This window comes from Paenibacillus sp. FSL A5-0031 (assembly GCF_001956295.1).
In the GTDB taxonomy this organism is placed as follows: domain Bacteria; phylum Bacillota; class Bacilli; order Paenibacillales; family Paenibacillaceae; genus Pristimantibacillus.
The window spans coordinates 193,351-214,020 of the sequence record NZ_MRTD01000011.1 but is presented as its reverse complement, the minus strand read 5'-3'; the positions used below and the strand labels follow the sequence as shown (position 1 = coordinate 214,020).

The 20,670-nt window shown below is 43.0% G+C and carries 19 protein-coding genes and 1 pseudogene; 6 read left to right on the top strand and 14 right to left on the bottom strand.

Going from position 1 to position 20,670, the window contains the following annotated elements; genetic code table 11:
• Positions 1–24: 24 nt before the first annotated feature.
• Together BK120_RS20250 and BK120_RS20245 are read left to right on the top strand one after the other, a co-directional pair.
• Complete coding sequence (locus tag BK120_RS20250; RefSeq protein ID WP_076269307.1) at positions 25–642, top strand: DedA family protein; 618 nt, start codon at positions 25–27, stop codon at positions 640–642.
• A 282-nt stretch (positions 643–924) separates the two neighbouring features.
• Entirely contained in the window at positions 925–2,376 is a 1,452-nt protein-coding gene (locus BK120_RS20245) for a SulP family inorganic anion transporter (RefSeq protein WP_076269306.1), read from the top strand.
• A gap of 61 nt (positions 2,377–2,437) precedes the next feature.
• Here the strand turns inward: BK120_RS20245 and BK120_RS20240 are convergent, their stop codons facing one another.
• Positions 2,438–2,722 carry a hypothetical protein gene (locus BK120_RS20240; RefSeq protein WP_305953895.1) on the bottom strand — a complete coding sequence of 95 codons (285 nt, stop codon included), beginning with the start codon at positions 2,720–2,722 and terminating at the stop codon, positions 2,438–2,440.
• 26 nt (positions 2,723–2,748) lie between these two features.
• Entirely contained in the window at positions 2,749–3,189 is a 441-nt protein-coding gene (locus tag BK120_RS20235) for a DUF6376 family protein (RefSeq protein WP_076269304.1), read from the bottom strand.
• 123 nt (positions 3,190–3,312) lie between these two features.
• Here BK120_RS20235 and BK120_RS20230 point away from each other — a divergent pair, with 123 nt between their 5' ends.
• The gene (locus BK120_RS20230; RefSeq protein WP_076269303.1) at positions 3,313–4,725 is read left to right on the top strand and encodes a hypothetical protein; all 1,413 of its coding nucleotides are present in this window, start codon (positions 3,313–3,315) and stop codon (positions 4,723–4,725) included.
• Here the strand turns inward: BK120_RS20230 and BK120_RS20225 are convergent.
• Together BK120_RS20225 and BK120_RS20220 are read right to left on the bottom strand one after the other, a co-directional pair.
• On the bottom strand, positions 4,709–5,290 hold the full coding sequence (locus BK120_RS20225) for a hypothetical protein (protein ID WP_076269302.1): 582 nt from the start codon (positions 5,288–5,290) through the stop codon (positions 4,709–4,711). The genes BK120_RS20230 and BK120_RS20225 overlap by 17 nt on opposite strands.
• A 145-nt stretch (positions 5,291–5,435) precedes the next feature.
• Entirely contained in the window at positions 5,436–7,658 is a 2,223-nt protein-coding gene (locus tag BK120_RS20220) for an MMPL family transporter (protein ID WP_076269301.1), read from the bottom strand.
• A 133-nt stretch (positions 7,659–7,791) separates the two neighbouring features.
• On the opposite strand from BK120_RS20220, the gene BK120_RS20215 reads away from it, so the two are divergent.
• The 3 genes from BK120_RS20215 (at position 7,792) to BK120_RS20205 (ending at position 9,201) form a co-directional block, all read left to right on the top strand.
• On the top strand, positions 7,792–8,418 hold the full coding sequence (locus tag BK120_RS20215) for a TetR/AcrR family transcriptional regulator (protein WP_076269300.1): 627 nt from the start codon (positions 7,792–7,794) through the stop codon (positions 8,416–8,418).
• Positions 8,419–8,432: 14 nt separating this feature from the next.
• Entirely contained in the window at positions 8,433–8,723 is a 291-nt protein-coding gene (locus BK120_RS20210; protein ID WP_076269299.1) for a DUF3817 domain-containing protein, read from the top strand.
• A gap of 121 nt (positions 8,724–8,844) precedes the next feature.
• A complete protein-coding gene (locus tag BK120_RS20205; RefSeq protein ID WP_076269298.1) occupies positions 8,845–9,201 on the top strand; it encodes a VOC family protein in 357 nt (118 codons plus the stop codon).
• Between the two features lie 322 nt (positions 9,202–9,523).
• Here the strand turns inward: BK120_RS20205 and BK120_RS20200 are convergent, their stop codons facing one another.
• From BK120_RS20200 to BK120_RS20155, 10 genes and pseudogenes are all read right to left on the bottom strand, one after another.
• Positions 9,524–10,027 carry a DinB family protein gene (locus tag BK120_RS20200; RefSeq protein WP_076269297.1) on the bottom strand — a complete coding sequence of 168 codons (504 nt, stop codon included), beginning with the start codon at positions 10,025–10,027 and terminating at the stop codon, positions 9,524–9,526.
• Positions 10,028–10,250: 223 nt separating this feature from the next.
• On the bottom strand, positions 10,251–10,733 hold the full coding sequence (locus tag BK120_RS20195) for an NUDIX hydrolase (protein ID WP_076269296.1): 483 nt from the start codon (positions 10,731–10,733) through the stop codon (positions 10,251–10,253).
• A 483-nt stretch (positions 10,734–11,216) separates the two neighbouring features.
• Positions 11,217–12,521 (bottom strand): annotated as a pseudogene (locus BK120_RS20190) (IS110 family RNA-guided transposase).
• A 206-nt stretch (positions 12,522–12,727) separates the two neighbouring features.
• Positions 12,728–13,264, bottom strand: a complete 537-nt coding sequence (locus BK120_RS20185) for a hypothetical protein (RefSeq protein ID WP_076269295.1) — start codon at positions 13,262–13,264, stop codon at positions 12,728–12,730.
• Positions 13,265–13,428: 164 nt separating this feature from the next.
• Complete coding sequence (locus BK120_RS20180) at positions 13,429–13,956, bottom strand: GNAT family N-acetyltransferase (RefSeq protein ID WP_076269294.1); 528 nt, start codon at positions 13,954–13,956, stop codon at positions 13,429–13,431.
• A gap of 149 nt (positions 13,957–14,105) precedes the next feature.
• The gene (cysI, locus tag BK120_RS20175; protein WP_076269293.1) at positions 14,106–15,830 is read right to left on the bottom strand and encodes an assimilatory sulfite reductase (NADPH) hemoprotein subunit; all 1,725 of its coding nucleotides are present in this window, start codon (positions 15,828–15,830) and stop codon (positions 14,106–14,108) included.
• A 52-nt stretch (positions 15,831–15,882) separates the two neighbouring features.
• Positions 15,883–17,745: an assimilatory sulfite reductase (NADPH) flavoprotein subunit gene (locus BK120_RS20170; RefSeq protein ID WP_076269292.1), complete on the bottom strand. Its 1,863-nt coding sequence runs from the start codon at positions 17,743–17,745 to the stop codon at positions 15,883–15,885.
• Between the two features lie 342 nt (positions 17,746–18,087).
• Positions 18,088–18,876: an undecaprenyl-diphosphate phosphatase gene (locus tag BK120_RS20165; RefSeq protein WP_076269291.1), complete on the bottom strand. Its 789-nt coding sequence runs from the start codon at positions 18,874–18,876 to the stop codon at positions 18,088–18,090.
• Positions 18,877–18,927: 51 nt separating this feature from the next.
• On the bottom strand, positions 18,928–20,241 hold the full coding sequence (locus BK120_RS20160; protein ID WP_076269290.1) for a hemolysin family protein: 1,314 nt from the start codon (positions 20,239–20,241) through the stop codon (positions 18,928–18,930).
• 30 nt (positions 20,242–20,271) lie between these two features.
• Positions 20,272–20,631, bottom strand: a complete 360-nt coding sequence (locus BK120_RS20155; RefSeq protein WP_076269289.1) for a Lin0512 family protein — start codon at positions 20,629–20,631, stop codon at positions 20,272–20,274.
• Positions 20,632–20,670 lie beyond the last annotated feature (39 nt).

Here is a 20,670-nt window from a genome sequence, read left to right as displayed (position 1 = left end):
TTTGGTAGGTTAGGATGTTGCCGAGTGTATGATTTATTATTGAACATAATAGATGATTTTGGTTATTTCGCTTTATTCCTCGTTTTATGTCTTGGCTTAATCGGTTTGCCCATACCTAATGAAGCAGTCGTGATGACTGGCGGAGCCTTAGCAGAATCCGGTGTATTATCGCCGATACCCGCTTTTATTATGACGTGTCTAGGTATTTGCTCCGCTATGACCTTTGGATACAGCATCGGTAGATTTGCAGGAAGCAAGTTGTCCAACTGGTTCAGCCAGAAGAAAAACATAAGTAAATTTGTCGCTAAATCCGAACAGTTAAGTGAAAAGTACGGCGGCTACGCCATTAGCCTTAGCCTTTGTCTTCCTTTTTTAAGACATGTCACTCCTTATGTTATGGGGATGAATCGCATGCCTTACAAAAGATTCGCAATCTTCGCTTACCCATCCGCATTTGTATGGACACTCATCTACTTTATTATTGGTACGTTCGTAGGAGATCAAGTGCAAGACCTCTCTGATCACATTTACAAATATTTAATCTGGGTCATTTATGCCATCATTGTCATCGTTGTTGGTTTTATCATTTATAAATATTATAAAAGCAAACAACAAAAGGATCATATCGAACGGCCAATGTAGCCGTTACAGATTCAAGAACCATCGCAAGCCGCGGTGGTTCTTTTCTATTCCTAGCCTTATGCCTGAAAATTAGATAATACAAGATAACTGGCGAATTCACTGGATGTAATCGCTTTCTCAAGATATCGAGCCACGTTGTTTTCACTTTATTTGTTGTATAATAACGAACAGTGTGCAACGGCCCCGACTTTTCTGCGAGAGGAAAGTCAACCAATATCATTTTCATGTTATTGGTGTCAATAAAATTAGACAAATGACTGCAATTTGGGAGGTTTATTTGCTTTGCTTGAACAACTAAAAAAATCATGGTTTTCAAATGTACGCGGTGATATTTTGGCGGGCATTACAGTGGCGTTGGCGCTCATACCGGAGTCTATCTCTTTTTCTTTAATGGTAGGTGTCGGGCCAATGGTTGGATTGTACGCCTCCTTCTGCATCGCTGTCATTATTTCCATAGTTGGCGGCAGACCCGGAATGATTTCCGCTGCGACAGGAGCGATGGCGTTACTGATGGTCTCTCTAGTTAAAGATCATGGCATCGAGTATTTGTTCGCAGCTACGATTTTGGCGGGTGTATTGCAGTATATTATGGGCGTGCTCAAGCTAGGGCAGCTTATTCAATTCATTCCGCAATCCGTCATGCTCGGCTTTGTCAATGCATTAGGCATCCTCATCTTCACTACCCAGCTTGTTCATTTTGTGGGTGCTACTTGGATCATGTATGCACTTGTTGCTTTAACATTAGTCATTATCTATACGCTGCCTAAATTCACAAAGGTTATACCTTCACCACTGGCTGCAATTATTATCGTTTCCATTATAGCCGTTGCCATCGGCGCGGATCTCAAAACCGTTGGCGACAGAGGTTTAATCGAAAGCACATTGCCGCTGTTCCATATTCCGGATACGTTATTTTCGCTTCATACGTTGTGGATCATATTGCCGTATTCCTTCTCACTCTCTATCGTAGGAATTTTGGAGTCGCTTTTAACAGCTTCGGTCCTTGATGAAATGACAGATACCACAAGCAACAAAAACAAAGAGGTACGCGGTCAAGGCATTGCAAACATGGTGACAGGCTTCTTTGGCGGAATGGCAGGCTGTGCATTAATTGGTCAATCGGTCATCAATGTGAAATCAGGCGGCCGAACTAGACTTTCCACCTTCGTAGCTGGCTCGTTCCTGCTCTTTCTTATTATGGTATTAAGCGATGTCGTCAATAAAATTCCGATGGCTGCTTTAGTCGGCGTCATGATTATGGTATCTATTAGCACATTTGATTGGAAATCAGTATTTCATATTCATAAAGTCCCACGTACCGATGCGCTTATCATGATCGTTACAGTAGTAATTGTTCTTATCACACATGACTTGTCAAAAGGCGTATTTGCTGGAGTTGTGCTAAGTGCATTTGTATTCGTTGGTAAAATGGCGAAAATCCGTGTTTCCATCGCAGGCGAACGCTCGAAAAATCTTACTTATCACGTAACCGGACAGTTGTTTTTCGGGACAACCAGTCGTTTTGTGACCCTTTTTAATTATAAAGATGATCCAACACATGTGACCATTAACTTTAGCGGCTCGCATGTATGGGATCAATCCGCAGTGACCGCCATAGCGAAGGTTAAAAACAAATATGAGCAGCTGAACAAAAAAGTTTCATTTACGGGGCTCAATGAGGAAAGCAAACTAATTATACGTCATTTGGGCTTAACTTCATCTGGCGGTCATTAACAAATAAAGCTCATGCAAGTGCACCTGTCGGTGTGCTAGCATGAGCTTTTCTAATCATTTTCTATTCCTGTTTTTCATCCTTAACTAGCTTTTCCTTGGCTGTATCGATGAAGAAATCAAACAGCTCGTCATCTTCCTCTAACAAATCCTCAAGTGCCAGCAGCTCTTCTTCCTTGCCTGATTCATGAAGGAAAAACAAGCCATAACCCCACTCTTTGCCTCGCTTGCTGTGCAGTGCAATTTCATACTCATTCTTATGTCCTTCTACCCCGAATTGAACATTGCCTACGTAACCGTCTTCTTTCGAATACGTCATAGTAGCCTGTATTACATTGATGTTAATCACTTCTGTTCTTCCTTTCTCATCGTTCATTACGGTGCGAGCTGATTGATTTGATTTAACAGCTCGTTAATTTTGTTGATCGTATCTGGAATACCCGTCGATTCAAAAGCGGCTCTACCCTGCTCAATATTCGTTAGAGCTTGATCGATACCCTGCTGCAGCGTCGCGTTGTAATCGGCAATCGATTGATGGATATCTTTTGCGTAATCAGGTACCTGCAGTCCTTCATAATGGACAACCTGTTCCTTCAAAGCAAGAAGCTTCTCCTTTAAATCCGTTCTTTTGTCCAAATCCGTCACTGCTTGCTCTGCAAGTGTATTCATATCTTGTCCGAAATCCGTTAACGTTTGTAAGTAATCCGTCGTTTCTGTTGCAAAATTTACCGTTTGACCTACTTGATCAATAATACCACACCCAGATGTCATTAGCATTATGGAGAGCAATATTATCGAAACGCCTCGTTTAATCATAAGCAACCTCCTTGTCATAATCATCCTACTACCGAGATGAACGCCTATTCGAGTTGATGCATACATTACTGTACGATTAACAGCTCATGCTGGTTTCGTGTATGTCACAAGGAGATGATCGAGATGGATATTCATTTATCGGCGATTCACTGGGTTTATTTGACCTTTATTATCGCAATCATTGGATTTATGCTGATGCGACGCGATACAACGCTTATTTGTATTGCCGGAATCTTAGGAATTGGAATACTAGCAACCACATCGGCAAGCGGTTCTGTAAGCGGTATTTTTAACAGCTTTATCTTTGCCATAAAAGAATTGCTGGGAACGATTTTAATTATATCCATCATCGTCGCCATGAGTCGTATCCTTATTCGAACCGGTATAAACGAGATTATGATATCTCCGTTTACCCGTTTTCTTAGAACGCCCGCGCTCGCCTTCTGGGGAATCGGCTTAATTATGATGGTAACCTCATTTTTCTTCTGGCCTTCGCCAGCGGTTGCACTCATCGGTGCCGTCTTACTCCCTGTAGCTTTACGTGTTGGGCTGCCTGCACTCGGAGCGGCAGTCGCTATGAATTTATTCGGACATGGCATCGCCTTGTCTGGTGATTATATCATCCAAGGCGCACCGAAGCTTACTGCAGATGCTGCTGGTATTCCTGTCAGCTCCGTCATGCAGGCCAGCATTCCGTTAGTCATTGTCATGGGGGTTGTCACAACCGTTGCTGCCTACTGGATCATGCGACGTGATCAGAAACTTGGTACATGGCGTGATGGACTTGTCCTTTCAGCCGCAGGGCCAGATTCGTCAAACGACCCCAGCTTCGATGCCGACCGCAATGCGCTGTCACTGAGTACAAAGCGCTGGCTCGCAGCACTTATTCCTTTGTTATTCGCACTTGATGTGGCAGCCATGTTCGTGCTTAAGCTTCAAGGCGGTGATGCCACTGCGCTGATTGGCGGAACAGCCATACTCATTATGCTGTTCATTACAATGCTGACACACCGTGGCAAAGGGTTCGAGAAAACGACTAGTTATTTAATTGAAGGCTTCCTATTCGGCTTCAAAGTATTTGGACCGGTTATACCGATTGCGGCTTTCTTTTACTTGGGCGACTCTGGTTTTCTAGCCATGTTCGGCGACAAGCTTCCTGAAGCGTCGCATGGAATAGTTAATGACCTCGGTATTGCCCTTGCTCATGTCGTACCCGTTAATGGAGTTGTTGGCTCGATTACGTTAACAGTAGTCGGAGCTGTGACCGGCCTTGATGGTTCAGGCTTCTCTGGTATCTCGCTTGCAGGCTCGATCGCGCAGCTCTTTGGCCACGCTATAGGCTCTGGGATTGCCACTTTGACTGCTCTTGGTCAAGTTGCTGCAATCTGGGTAGGCGGCGGTACAATCATACCTTGGGCGCTTATCCCTGCTGCAGCCATTTGCGGGGTAGATCCGTTTGAACTTGCGCGTCGCAATTTAAAACCGGTGCTCATCGGTCTTTGTGTGACAACGATCGTTGCTATGTTCTTGATTTAGATCGCTTTCGTTGACGATAAAATACGGAGATGAGTGATACTACAGCAACACCGCCAAGTCCTATGTACCAGCCTTGTGCAAATGAGCTTTCCGTTTTCTTAACGGGGATATCAGGCTGCGGCGGCAATGAACCGATGCCCAGCAGCTTGATATGTTGATTTGCTTCACTATGCAATAGTGTCGCGCTGCAGAGTGCTTGTAGCGATTTGCCAGTTGTTTTTGCGTAAACCAAATAACGTTCTCCTACTTTAAACGTATAGCCGCAGCTGTCTTTGCTTTCAGGCGTTTTCACTTCAAGCGTTGGAGCAACATGTCCTTTCCACACTTCATTGACTTGGAAGCTGGCTTTGACCGCTCTCTCAGAGGAGCGAAACAAGGATTGTGAGGATGTTTTAACGGAAGTTGCCGTTCCTTCAAACACTGCGTCACTTTTGATTTTGCTTTCCTCCACCGTACCTGGCTTTACGCAAGAACAGGCTTGGACATTCGATGGGATAATCAATAAGCTGCTGATAAAGAATATAGAAATTATTCCAACTGTAAGTATAAGTTTTTTATTGATCATATCTACTCCCCCAACCTTTTCTCTATAGCAGGCATTTATGCCTTTAGGTTAAGACGGTTTCTTATGGGAAAATGTTTCATTTATAGCAATAAAAAAGCTGTTTCTCCGTAGTAGAAGCTACGGTCGAAACAGCTTTTTTTGATTGTTATCCTTTTACCTTTTGTTTTGTTTCCTCTACAAGTGATACTTTTGCTGGCCAGAACGCTCTCTTGCCCAGTAAAGTCGTAATAGCCGGTACGAGGAATGGACGAACGATAAAGGTATCCATTAATACCCCAATCGCTGTAATGAGGCCAAACTGGACAAGCACTTGGATAGGAAGCGTAGCAAGCACAGCAAACGTAGCGGCAAGTATAAGTCCTGCTGAAGTGATAACGCCACCCGTTTCACTAACGCCTTCTTTGATGGCTTGCTTCAGCGGCAGCGTTTTGCTCTTTTTCCAAATGCTTGAGATCATAAATATATTGTAATCTTCACCAAGCGCAATGAGGAAAACGAAAGCATAAAGCGGAATTGCACCTTGAATGGCATCAACGCCCATGATGTAATGCAGGATCACCCAGCCTAAGCCAAGTGCAGCTGCATACGACAGCAATACAGTGCCGATTAAGTATAATGTTGCAGTAATGGATCTTAAATAAGCAAACAGCAGAATCATGATAAGTCCGATAACTAAAGGAATAATGACATTATTATCATGATCCGTCAGCACCTTGGAATCATATTGCGTAGCTGTCTGGCCAGCGATCCATACTTTTTGATCAGCCTCAGCAACGTTTCCATTCGTAAGCGCAGCTTCTGTTGCAGCTCGGAGTAACGGAATCGTCTCCATTGCTTCCTGGGAATATGGATTCGTATTCAAGATGACCGTATACGAAAGTAAATTAGGGTCATTAACGCTCGGCTGCGGCTCCTGAACATGATCTACAAGCGGTACAGCTGCAAGCTTTTCTGCTAACTCAGGTACTGCACCATCCGTCGCAGCAACCACTGTAATCGGTGCTAAATCTCCTGGCGTAAATGACTTCGAAATCACTTCAAAACCTTCTCTTGAAGGCATATCTTTTGGAAAAGAAGACAATAAATCATAAGTAAATTTAATTTGACTGGAGAAACTTGCGAAAATTCCTAATATCAAAACAGAGGTGATAACGACCATCCAAGGCTTCGTTATCACGAGATTTCCAATTTTGGAGCCTAGCTTTTTCTCCGAATTCGGCTTGCGGTACACTTTTCCTTTTTTGTCCGCATGTGCATGCCCCATCGCATCTGTACGCGGGATAAACGGGTAAAATGAGGCTCTTCCAATAATCGAAAGCAATGCCGGAACCAGCGTCAAACTTGCGATTCCCATAATAAGGATCGATAAGCTGAATGGAACTGCGAACCGATCATAAGCACCGTACTTAGCCGCAAGCAAAGCAAGCAAAGAAAGAACTACCGTAAAGCCGCTCATTGCAATAGCACCCGATGCGTCTTTGAACGATCGTTTTAGTGCTTTCATTTTGTCGCTTTCACGAGTAAGCTCTTGACGGAAATGCGAGATGAAAAATAAACAATAATCAGTACCTGCTCCGAATAAGAGCACAGTCATAATGGATATAGCTTGACCATCCACCGTTATCCAGCCTTCACCTGCCATAAAGCCAAGCAATGGTCCTGTAACAGCATAAGCAAATCCAACCCCAATGAGTGGAATGATAGCAAGAATCGGTGAGCGGTAAATGAGGAGCAGCAAGACTAGTACGATAAGTACTGTTGCGATCATCAGTGATACATCCGCTCCTTTGAACAAATCGGTTGCATCAACCGAAATCCCAACAGGACCGCTGACACGTACGCTTAATTCAGCAGCATCATGGATAGGTACGGAAAAAGGTTCTTTACCTGATGCTTCTCCGATGATAGCTTTAATGGACTCAATATTTTCCTTCAAAACTTCAGTTTCTGTTGCTTCACCGAACTGAATCGGCTGAACGAGTGTCGTTCCGTCTTCTGAAGCAAATTTTTGCAAAGCAGGTAAAGACATTTGATGAAGAGGTATAACCTCGCCTTGCTCTTTCAACGGATTTTCAACAATCTTCTGCGTCGTTTTTTGAATAAGCGCATAATCCGCTTCTGTTAAGCCGCCTTCTCGATGCCAGACCACCAATGCTGGAATGCCAGAGGAGCTTGGAAACTTATCCTTTATTAATTGATCAGCGACAACGGACGGGCTGTCAGCCTCTAGGTTTGGAGCATTGCTTACTTCTTTGTCGCCCACAGCTGGCAGAAATACAGTTAGCAGCCCGGCTAATACAATCCACGCAACTAATGTTATCCACCTTGTACGTCGTCCAGCGACCATTCCTGCTAATCTTTCGATCATTTGACAAATCCTCCATTTCACATTACGACTAATATCGTTTAAAATTAACTCATGCGATAATTTAATTATATATACCGAAAGGTTAATTAATCAATTCATATTTATTACAATTTGATGAATGGAGGGCATGTCGATGAGCGAGGACCAAATAAAACGCAAACCAGGCCGGCCCAAAGGCACAGGTTCAATTCAGACGATGCAGCAAATTTTGCGCACAGCAGCCTTTTTATTTATGGAGCAAGGTTTCGAAAAAGTTTCATTAGAAAGTGTAGCCCAAGCATGCGGGGTTACTAAAGCAAGCGTTTATTATTATTTTAATAATAAAAGCGTTTTGTTCACGGAATGTCTTCAATTTGTTCTAAAGATGGCTTATGATCAAACTTCAAAAATTGTTAGCAGCACCGGGTCGCTGAAGGAAAGAATGCTTGTTGTTGCTGAACGCCATATGAACAATGCTCATGTTGAGTTTGAAACGATGATGCGGGAAGCTTCCAGCGGTTTGACTGAGGAGCAAATTACGAGCATTCGTACGAGCGAGCAAGCGATACACGAATTAATTGGGAGTGTATTTCAGAAGGCAATGGACGAGGGCGAAATCAAACGGGGTGATTCGATGCTGCTTGCTCATGTCTTTACAGCTATGTTGACGGTACGAAACCGTAAAGAAATCATTAATAATGAAAAAACAGTGGAACAAGCCGCGTTCGAAATCGTAGAACTATTGTGGGCAGGACTTGAACCTCGCTCGCAATCTTATTAATTGGAGGTTTTTTAATGCTTAAAACCGCAATGGGTCGTCTGCGGGTCGTTGGTTTCATCGAAGGGTTATCTTTTCTATTACTTCTTTTGATAGCAATGCCCCTCAAATACTGGGCTGATATTCCAGAACCCGTGACTATTGTAGGCGGACTTCATGGCCTCTTATTCGTTCTTTATATCCTTGCTGTCTTCCATGTATGGATTAAACACCGCTGGTCGATTCTCAAGGCAGCAGCAGCGTTTATCGCAGCTTTCCTTCCGTTTGGCACATTTATTCTTGATAAGAAGCTGCTTCGCGATCAATAAGTTAAAGAGGTTATTCCGAGCAATTGGAATAACCTCTTTTTGATAATAATGGAAGAAATGATGTGATCTAGCCCTCAAAGCATGATAGAATAAATGTAAAATTAAAGGAGAGTGTTTCATAATGGGTATTATTATGAATAGAGTAGGAGCAATCTTTGTTACGGTTAGCGATATTGAAAAAGCTCGTGAATGGTATTGCTCCATTCTTGAATTGGAGCCTACCTATGATATCATTGCAGGTCATTTATGCTGTATTCCTTTAGATAACAACGGCCAAAACCTTGTTTTAGACAGTAAAATTTATACAGAAGATACTTATGCAAGAACACCTATTTTTCATTTTAATACGGATGACATCCATGCTGCTTTTCAATTCATGCGTGATAAGAATGTAGAGCTTGTAAGCGAAATTGAACATGGTCACTTTTTCAGCTTTAAAGACCCCGACGGAAATTTGCTGATGGTTTGCAAATGCTAGAAAAATTTTTCGGTGAGAATAAAGTATTGGACTGGAGTTGTTGGTCTAGCAAAGTTTTTGAATTGAAGAATCGTCAGCTTTTGAAAAATTTGATTTAGACTACACCATAAATATAAAGCAGCGACAGACCAAGACTTGATAATAAAGTCTTAGACTGCCGCTTTTGAAATTAAACTAATTTTACCCGTTAGTTCAATAGAATCAACAGTTTCAGTCCGATGGTATCCTCTTGTCTATGATTCAAGTCACCACTTTCAATCCTATTATAAAATACTTATAAATCCCACTATAGCCAAACGGCCAAAGCGGATATAATCTTACTCTAAATTACTGGAGATAGCACTCCATACTCGGCCCACTGCTCTTTTGTCGGGCCGTAAAGATCCGGCACACGAAGGCCTGCCTGACGCATCAGGACTGTCATCTGACCACGATGATGAATCTCATGCTTTACGAGAATATCCAGCATTAAGCCGTTTGGCCATTGATCACCATACATATCGCTCATGATCAGCAGATTCTCATCTTTCCAACTGGACTGTATAGCATCAAGGAGCGCTTGTGAGGTCCTCTTATAGACTGACGCGATGTCTGCTGCCGAAGCTGGCACCGGCATATCTTCGCCCGGTCCTTCGAAAGACAGTCCCGTCCGAGATGGCATTTCGTGCAACGTCTGTACAAGGTGCCATGCAACACGTCCAAGCGTTCTATGATCGCTTGATATCTGTTGGCCAAGAGACTCATCGGTCAGCATCTCCAGTGTCCGCATTGTTGCTTCCGTTTCATTTTGCCAAGTTGCGGTAAAATCTTTAATGTGTTTATACATATCCAACATCTCCTTTTTGTAATGGAATCAAGTTTATTATACCGAACACTAGTTCGCAAGTAAATATTTACATTTACTTAAACTACCCCCGTTAACCAAACAAAGCTGCCGAAAATCATTGCGCTAATCCCAAAATATAATTAACTACGTATGGTTAATACTTTTGATCAATTTGTTTACGCTAGCCTGCCCGTTAGCGTAACGAGCTTTGCAATCAAACCTTCTACTTAAGTGATTTTAAGTAAAACATTATCCCTGCTCTGTCTACATTAGAAAATTGCAAAGGTTCATCATCCATCAAACGTCTTAATTCGTTTACTGAAATCCATCGTGGGTACTTAGTATCATCACCGGAAGATAATAACTCCCCTTGCACTTTGCACCGGAAATAAACTCCAACTGAATCGAAAGGACCCTTTAATGTTTGATAAGCTCCAAACGGTCTTATACATTCCACGTGGAATTCTGGGTCGATTCCTGTTGTATCGACCCGTGTATCCTCGCCTTCAATTTCAACTACATCCAGTCCAGTCTCTTCCTTAACTTCCCTTATTAGAGCTTGTGTTAAAGATTCATATTGCTCAATTCTGCCACCAGGAAGTTCAATTTTTTTCGCTTCACCCGCTTTATCCCTTGTTTGTACTACTATTTCTAATGTTCCGTTTACTATTCTTTCAATTATGGCACGAGAATTTACTAAAAACATTTGTATCAACCCCATTTCGCACTATTAAATTAACCAAAATATGGTTTTGCTATAATGGATTATTCTACGCGAGCTTCAAACTATCCTCCCTCTATGGAGAATAGTTTTTCTCTTAAATTCGCTTGTTTTCGTAGGTTTTGAACGTTTTTCTTTCGTACCCCAGACAACCACTGAATGGAATCAGGTTGTAGAGGATGTAAAATATAGGGCGAAGAAAGTGCAAAAATATATCCATCCAGACCACTCGTTTTAAAAAGTGGACATTCTGGAGATATATGGTCGCACCTTTGGATCTCCACTTAGGCTCATGGCGGTCAACCCTCCCATGTCTCACAGAGTCTTCGCTCCCACATTCCTTCATTCAACCTGTCCATGAGGTGGAGGTCGGATATTGCTGCGAGGGCAGGATCTTTCTCCGTATGATAGTTCTGTTCCGACTCATCCGTGCTTCAATTGTTTGTACCTTTTATTGATGTTCGACGTCTATGAAAACTTTGAAACTAAGCTGCTAACGACACTGCCGTGTACCTTGGGATATCCTGCAACATCTTTTTTTTCACTGAACTGATGCCCCTTCTTCAAGACCCCAAATAGAATTCGAATCAGCTTGTTGCATAGCGCAATGATCGAATGCATCTTTTTCAAGGGATTATCTAGTCGTTTGGTATAGTATTGATGCAATGCCTTAAACGCACAGTTCTTAGCCACCAGTGGCATCATGACACGAAATAGCAGCGCTCGTAGTCGCTTACGACCTCGCTTCGTGATCTTCGTTTGTCCTTTGTGTTTACCGGACGTGTTTTCTTTTAGGTTCAAGCCGGCGAGCTTAATGATTTGTTTCGGATGCCGGTAATACGTAATGTCACCAATTTCAGCGAGGAAACCGGCTATAATTTCCCGGCCAATGCCTTTTATGTCCAGTAATTGCTTCTCATGGGGGATTTGCTCCAAGAGCTTATCCAGCCTTGCCTCAAGCTCTTCAAACTTACTCTCAAGCAACTCGTACTGCGTTAACAACAGTTGAAGCTCAAGTTTTGCTAGTGCGGTCCCTTCTCGTAAACCAACAGAACGGCTTGCCGCTGCTTTCAGACTTCTCATACGCTCCATGCCGAGACCTCGCTTGGCAACCTTTCTGAGGTGACTTAGCAAGGTTTCCTCAGACTCAGAAACCAGCTCATGCGGCAACAAACAAAGACTGAGCATTTGGCGTGCTGACTTGCATTCCCTGTCCTTAAATACCGTGAGGAACTCTGGAAAGTACCGATCCAATCAGTTATGGACGCGGCCTTGCACCACACGCAGGTCAGTCGACATATGATCGCGAATTTTCATCGCTTCCCTTAGTTAAACATAGATGCCCTGGGGAAGGTTGGGTACGGCGTATCTCCCGTCTTTGACGAGCTGTGCGATGACTTTGGCATCTTTTATGTCATTCTTGGTTGGTGAATTGTCATCCAATTCTTTGCTTTACTTCACGTGGAGTGGATTAACCACAGCACACGTAACGTGCTGTTCTCTTAGAAAATGGGCCAGGTTCAGCCAGTAGTGACCAGTCGGTTCCATGCCAACAACGACATTCTGGAATTCCTGCTCTGTTGCAATCTTTTCGAACCAGCTTACGAACATTTCGAAGCCTTCTCGATTATTCTCAAACGTAATGGGCTTCCCGAACTCGACTCCGCGGTAGTCTTGTGCCCTGGCCACATGTTTGAATTTAGCAATGTCTACACCGACAATTAAGGTAGAAGAAGTAATTTGATTAATGCGTTCATTTTGAATAGAATTCATTTTGTAGTCTCCTTGGTTTGTATTTGGATCCGGTCGCTGGCGAGCATCTGGGACCCTCATACATCATAACAAGGAGTCTTTTTGTTTCTCAAAACTCGTATTTCTTCATTATAGGAATGCTGCCCGTTAGCTTAATAAGAAGAGCAGGCCACTGTAGCGCCTGCTCTTCATGAGCGTTATTCAACTATCGTTCTTCGTTAGTTCAATCATTTCCTACTTTCTTCTTCAAACTTCTTGATTAACCCTTGGGACCTTTTCATTGCTTCCTGCCTGTCTTTCGCTGGTGCTGTAATCATATATCCGTTTGATGGGGACCACTGGCCATCATCATTCATAACTTTAATTGTAAATTCAGAGAATTTATTATCAGTATATACCAAACCGTAAGTAAAAATATTAGACTCTATTCTACCTTTATCATCTATGATTCGAAAACCGGAAGAAATAGTTGTAAAATTATAACCATCGTAATGCAACTCTAATTTTGTTCTATCTTTAGGAATTTGAGGAACCTTACTTCCTTCAAAGTCAATTTCACCTTTAAAGCTTCTTTTTCCATTTATATGATTTTGTATTTTCCCATCAAGATGTACGTTTATATGCTCGGTTATTCCTTCCGTTCCTAATTGATAATATACACCATTGATGGTCTCTGAGTACTGCTTAGGTATCAAGTACCAAATAGAGAATACACTTAGAATTATTGCAAATGCAGCAAGTACAACAGTAATTTTTCGCTTCATTACACACCCCCTTTATTTTTTAGGCTCTTCCTTTAATAAACGTAAACATACTCACTAAGTTGCACTATCCTGCCCGTCGCTTAATGAAACATCGTCAATCTAATACTTTATTTGCACAGTCTAAAACTTTATTTTCTTCTGACAAGAATAGCTAGCTGCATTGATTATAGGTCTATCCAAAACCTTTTAATAATATTGCCATTTTCCTCTACGAATTCTGATTCCATCACGCCGCCGTTTTTTAAAATCGTTTTTTCTGAGCCGATATTCCCTTTATCACAAACAACTAGCACTTTTTGATGGCCCCAACCTTTTAACAGCTCCAACGTATTTGATAATATGATATTGGCATACCCTTTTCTTCTCTCCGATGGACGAACGCCATATCCGATATGGCCGCCTTGATTGAGCAGTTTTTCATTTAAGCGATGCCGAATATTAACCGCTCCTACAATTAAGTTGTCCTCACTTAGGAGCCAATAAGTGGAATGTGGAACACGATCACTGCTTGATATTTTAGATTCATTATCTTCAGCATACAAAAAATCTATCATGGCATTAAAATCTTCCGGTTCTCTCTCAATGACCCACGGAACCATGTCTTCACCGCTCTTTATCCAGTCCTCATAAAAGGATATATACGCGTCGCGGTATTCGATCGTTGGTTTAATTAATCTCGCTGATTTTGGCATAAGCACGCTCCACTCCGATGATTTTTACCAAATTAACACATTTAATGAATAGGGTCAATCTTATTCCATCAATGATTCATCGTGCTCTTCATAACAAAGAAGACTAAGGCATATCGCCCTAGTCTTCTTTTGCTTAAATTATACTTATATTAGTTATGGAATTGTTGACCATCATGAACAGCCTTTACATAACCCGCGCGGATTACGAAATCTCCGAAATGCTCGCCCGTTTCCCGTTCCTTCGCATACTGATTAATAATCGGTTTTAAAGTATCGAGAATTTCGGTCTCATCGATATTTTCACGGTAAAGCTTGTTTAGTCTATCACCTGCATAGCCCGCGCCCATATACATATTGTATTTGCCGAGTGCCTTGCCGATAAATGAGATTTCTCCAAGCGCTGGTCTTGCGCAGCCGTTCGGGCATCCAGTCATCCTAATGTTGATCTCCTGGTCACGCAGCCCTGCTTCATTAATAATCGGCTCCAGCTTATCGATCAGTGTTGGAAGGTACCGTTCTGCTTCCGCCATAGCAAGACCGCAAGTCGGCAACGAAACACAAGATAATGAGCTTCGGCGCAGCGCAGAGTGCTGCGTACCGTCCGTAAGTCCGTATTGCTCTGCTAGCTCCGTAATTTTGCGTTTCTTCTGGCTGCTAACATTACCGATAATAAGATTCTGATTCGGAGTAATGCGGAAGTCGCCTGTATGAACTTTGGCGATTTCGCGTAAACCCGTCATTTGCGGGTTGCCTTCTTGATCTTCAATACGTCCGCTCTGGATAAACAACGTCAAATTCCATTTGCCGTTGCTTCCCTTCAGCCAGCCATAACGGTCTCCGTTATTTTGGAATTGATAAGGACGTACCTCTTCAAGCTGCCAGCCAAGACGGTTTTGCAGCTCGGTTTTGAACCATTCAATACCATGACGGTCAATCGTATACTTAAACCGAGCGTTTTTGCGAACTGAACGGTTGCCATAGTCACGTTGAATCATAACGGTCTTCTCGGCAAGCTCGACAATACGCTCCGGCGGACAGAAGCCAATCACTTTACCAAGCTGCGGATAAGTCGTTGTATCGCCGTGTGTCATCCCCATACCGCCGCCAACGGAAATGTTAAAGCCCTTCAGCTTGCCATCTTCCACGATTGCAATGTAGCCGATGTCTTGAGAGAATACATCCACATCATTAAAAGGCGGAATCGCAAATCCGATTTTGAACTTACGCGGCAAATATACAGGTCCGTAGATCGGCTCTACTTCCGCTCCATCCTCTTTACCATCGATTACTTTTTCTCCATCCAACCAAATTTCGTGATAAGCGCGAGTACGCGGCGCCAAATGATCATTCACTTGACGTGCCCAGTAGCTTACTTCCTCATGATGGTTCGATTGAAAAGGATTTGGACTGCACATAACGTTCCGATTGACGTCACCGCAGGCAGCAAGTGTAGTCATCAGCTCGCTATTGATTTTTTGAAGCGTAGGCTTCAAATTCCATTTCAAAATGCCATGCATTTGGAACGTTTGACGTGTCGTGAGTCGCAAAGTCCCGTTGCCGTACTTGTGAGCTAGTTCATCCATGGCAAGCCATTGATCAGAGGTTGCTACACCGCTTGGCAGTACCACCCGGATCATGAATTGGAATGCCGGCTCCAGCTTCTGCTTTTCACGTTCATTGCGCAAATCTCTGTCATCCTGCATATAACTTCCATGAAACTTCAACAACCGATTGTCATCCTCAGGCAAACCGCCTGTAATCGGATTGCTCATCGTTTCTACTAATGCGCCGCGCAAATAGTTGCTTTCGCTTTTGATATGCTCAACTTCACTTGGCGGTCCACCGATAGGTTTTACCAACTGCTCTTTCGCCATTGTTGCTGTCTCCTCTCGCAATCATTCAAGTACTCATGTTGTTATCTATTTATTAATAAACATCACGTTGGTAGCGTTGTTGATCCTGCATATCATTCAAATAAGCAGCCGCTTGCTCAGCGCTTAATCCGCCCTCTTGCTCTATGACAGTTAATAGAGCCGTATGGACATCATGTGCCATATGTTTCTCATCACCGCAAATATAAACATAAGCGCCAACTTGAAGCCATTCGAATAGTTCACGGCTCTTCTGCAGCAAACGATGCTGTACATATACCTTCTCTTCCGTATCGCGGGAGAAAGCCACATCAAGTTTGGTCAAGACGCCGTCTTTAAGCATTCTTTGCCAATCGGTCTGATATAAGAAATCCGTAACAAAGTGGCGATCTCCATAAAACAGCCATGATTTTCCTTCTGCGCCAATTTCCTCGCGCTCTTCAAGGAAAGCACGGAATGGAGCAACACCAGTACCTGGACCAATCATAATAATTGGAGTATTCGTATCCGCAGGCAGCTTGAAATTCGGATTTTGTTGAATGTAGATCGGCAGACTGTCGCCTGGTTGTACACGCTCTGCACAATGTACGGAGCATACCCCATAACGCTCACGACCATGAGACTCATAACGAACAGCTCTCACGGTAAGATGAACCTCATCCTCATTCGCTTTAAAACTGCTGGCAATGGAATAAAGTCTTGCTGGCAGCTTACGCAAGATAGCAACAAATTGTTTTGCGCTTCCTTGCCAAGGCTCAAAATCCTGCAATAAATCAAGTAGATCCCGACCGTTAATGTAGCTTCTAAGCGCTTGCTCTTGCCCTTGAGCTAGCAGTTCACGAAGTGCTGAGTTTGAAGTCAGTTCGGCTGCTTGCGTGATCAGCGGTTTCGTTAGAGCTGTAATTTCATAATACTTAAGTAGAGCTTCACGCAATGAGCCTTGCTCACCGCTCTTATTGATCGGAACAACTTCTTCAGCGTTCCAATTCATTTGCTTAATAATTGCATCCACTAGCTCTGGATGATTTTCAGGATAAATACCAAGGCTATCCCCTGGTTCATATTGTAAATTAGAGCCTTCAAGCGACAGCTCCAAATGACGAGTTTCCCGATCAGATCCGCGGCCATTTAAGTTAATATTCGCAAGAACTTCAGCCTTAAAAGGGTTGTTTCGCGAATAGGCGGATAGTTCTGGTGTTGTTTCGCTGCTTGTTTGCGCTATAGCTGCAGTCGTTCCCGAGGCAGCATTCAAACGATCATTTAATGAGCTGATAACCTCTGCTGACCAGCCAGCAACAGCCTCATCGTAATCGAGATCACAATCTACACGAGGAACAAGACGTTTTGCACCAAGCTCTTCAAGACGTTGATCAAAGTCTTTACCCGTTTGACAGAAAAATTCATACGACGTATCGCCAAGCGACAAGACAGAAAAGCTAACGTTTTCTAGCTGCGGAGCTCGCTTGCTGTAAAGGAACTCGTGGAAGCTCTTCGCATTATCCGGCGGTTCCCCTTCACCATGAGTACTGACAACCAAAAACAGGTTTTCAACTTTTTTCAAATTGTTTGTCTTAAACTTGTTCATTGGCGCAAGTGTCACTTGCAGACCCTGTTCTTCCAGCTTGCGCGATAAGCTGGTAGCTACCCGCTGGCAATTGCCGGTTTGAGAGCCAAACAATACAGTAACCTCGCGGGAAACCGCTGGTTGACTGATAGCCGAAATGACTTCTGCAACTGCTGCTCCCTCGGAGACAGCCTGCACATCCGCACTAATCGTTAACGGACCTGCTGATGCTTGACGAGCAAACAAATAACCTGTCAGCCAAATTTGCTGAGACTCCGATAGTGATGGTACAAGGCGATTCAGAAGGTCAACTTGCTCTTGATTAAAAGGACTGTTCGTTACCTGAAGTTGCAACAATATCCACCTCTCATAAACATAAAATCATCATTAGTTTTCATAGTCATATTTTAAAATTAGTGCTTCAGAAGTGCTTCAATAATTATTAACCTAACATAATCAGACAAATCCATCAACGATGATTTCATGTTCCAAAATTACAATTTTATGGAAAAAGATCGTTATTCATCCACAAAACAAAGAAATCAGGGCAATTTGCCCTGATTATCTCGGATTTATTAGAAAAAATGATCGATTGGATATAAATTAATGATAGTTGATCCAAGCGAATTTTTGCTACATTATATGTAGTTGAAAATCATTCTCGATAATTTTGTCGAAAATCAGTGTTTTCTCCATTTATAAAATAATAAAATAAAAAAGTGCTGCGAGCGCAAAACGATAATAGGCAAACCATGAAAGCCTAATTTTTTTCATCATATTTATGAACGTTACGACCGCAATCATACCTACAACAAATGCAGCTATTAGCCCAATTAGAAAGAGAGGCAAATCCGACATCGTGAGAAACTCTCGGCTTTTAAGTAGGTCTATTCCACTCGCTCCAGCCATAATCGGGACGGATACTAAAAAAGTAAACTCTGCCGCAGCCTTCTGGCTTACACCAAACAGCATGCCGCCAGATATCGTCGAGCCTGAACGCGAGAACCCCGGCCATAATGCGAGTATCTGAAAACATCCAACAGCAAAGGCCTGCTTGTAGGTAATATCATCAAGCTCCTCTGCAGTCGGCTTCTTTCGTATACGATCGGCGATAATCATCAGTATACCACCCGCCACAAGACCAATCAGCACTTTCTCAGCAACGAACAACTCGCCTTTTATAAACGAATGAAGCAGAACAGCACATGCTCCCGCCGGTGCCATTGCAATAATGATGTGAAGAGCATTCAAACCCGAATTTTTGCCTACCTTGAAATTAAGTAAACTCGCAAACCGATTTCGGTATAACACAAGCACAGCCAGCACTGCGCCAAATTGAATGACCACCTCAAAGGTTTTCACTCGATCACCTGTGAAATTCAACAGCTCCGCTGTTAAAATCAAGTGACCCGTTGATGAAACTGGTAAAAACTCAGTAAGGCCCTCCACGATACCCATAATAATCGCATTAATTAGATCGCCCAACGCCCAATCTCCTCCTAGAAATAGACTGAAAATTACTCACTCTATACAAGCCTATGCATGTCCGTAGGTTCCCATTTCATTTTCGATCAAATCGGTATGAATTTCGATTTTTCGGATTCGATTGTCGTCACGTTCACGAATAATGAAGGTCATATTCCCATAGGTCCACGGCTCACCGATAGGAAGCTCGGGCTTCTGATTAAAAAGCCAACCGCCTACAGAATCTACTTCTTCACTTTCAAGATCAGTTCCTGCAATCTCGTTCCAATCACTGATCAGCGCCTTGCCATTAACCAAATAACGCTGCTGCTCAATATATTCGATTTCTTTCACTTCATCCTCATCAAACTCATCACGGATTTCCCCTACAATTTCTTCTATGATGTCTTCGATGGTAATGAGCCCCGCCGTTCCACCATATTCGTCCAACAGAATTGCAATTTGAACGCGTTCCTGCTGCATTTTGCGGAGCAGCTTATTGATTGGCATGACTTCAGGAACCGACATAACGGGCTGAAGCAACGACGTTACGTCGATATCTCGGTTTGTTTCATAGCGGAGAAAAAATTGCTTTGTATTTAATATCCCAATGATATTGTCTTTGCTTCCTTTGGCAACAGGAAAACGTGTGTATTGTTCTCGTATTATAATTTCGAGGTTCTCCGCGCGAGTTTGATCCACATACAAGCAGGCCATATCCGTCCGAGGAACCATAATTTCTCTCGCAAGCCGCTCATCAAATGCAAAAATCCGGTTGACATAGCCATATTCACTTTTATTAATTTTCCCGCTCTCATAGCTTTCCGACAAAATGATGCGGATTTCCTCTTCGGAATGAGCCTCATGCTCATTCGCTGGCTTTAAGCCCAGCAATCTTACCAAGGAGTTCGCAGATCCGTTGAGAAGCCAAATAAACGGATACATCACCTTATAAAAAACGATGATAATCGGAGCTGTAAACTGACTGACTTCTTCCGATTTAATGATGGCTAACGTTTTGGGAGCAAGTTCTCCTAGTACGACATGCAAGTACGTTACAATGATGAAAGAAATGACAAACGAAAGCACCGAGCTCAGCTCGCCTTCGATATGTATCCGATCAAATAACGGGTGCAATATAAGCTCAATCGTTGGTTCTCCCAACCATCCGAGGCCAAGCGCCGTAATTGTAATGCCGAGCTGGCAGGCAGATAAATAACCGTCAAGCTTGCTCGTTACCTGCTCAACCGCTCTAGCATTTTTCATGCCCTCTGCTACCATCTGATTGACGCGGCTTGATCGCATGCGAATAATTGCAAATTCAGTCGCGACAAAAAAAGCTGTAAATACAAGCAATAATACGAATAGTGCAAGCTTTAAAACCATCGTCTTCTCCCTTTTGCAATGGAGATGCTACTAGTAGCCCACCTCAACTGATGCATTAACGATGTATATCAAATCGTTTTTATCATCTTTGTCCGGCAGTACTACACCGCTAGTCGTCAGCATGCCGCCGTGTATGACTTCTACAGTCACTTGTCCATACGGCAGCACTGCTTTTACCTGCTCAACGTCAAGAAGCTCATGATCACAAGGAAGTGCAAGCCTTACCCGCACCTTCATGTTATCAAGCGTTCCTCCTGGCAGTACGGATCGCAGTCCGGGCATCGAGTTATGATGAATCGCGTTTTGTACCGCGCGCACCGATGCCTTTGTAATATTTTGACCGTGTAGATCGCATCCCATGCCTATTTCTATAAAAAATAAGTTGTCCACTTAAATATCCTCTCCTTCAAAGTGAAATTTCATACGTAC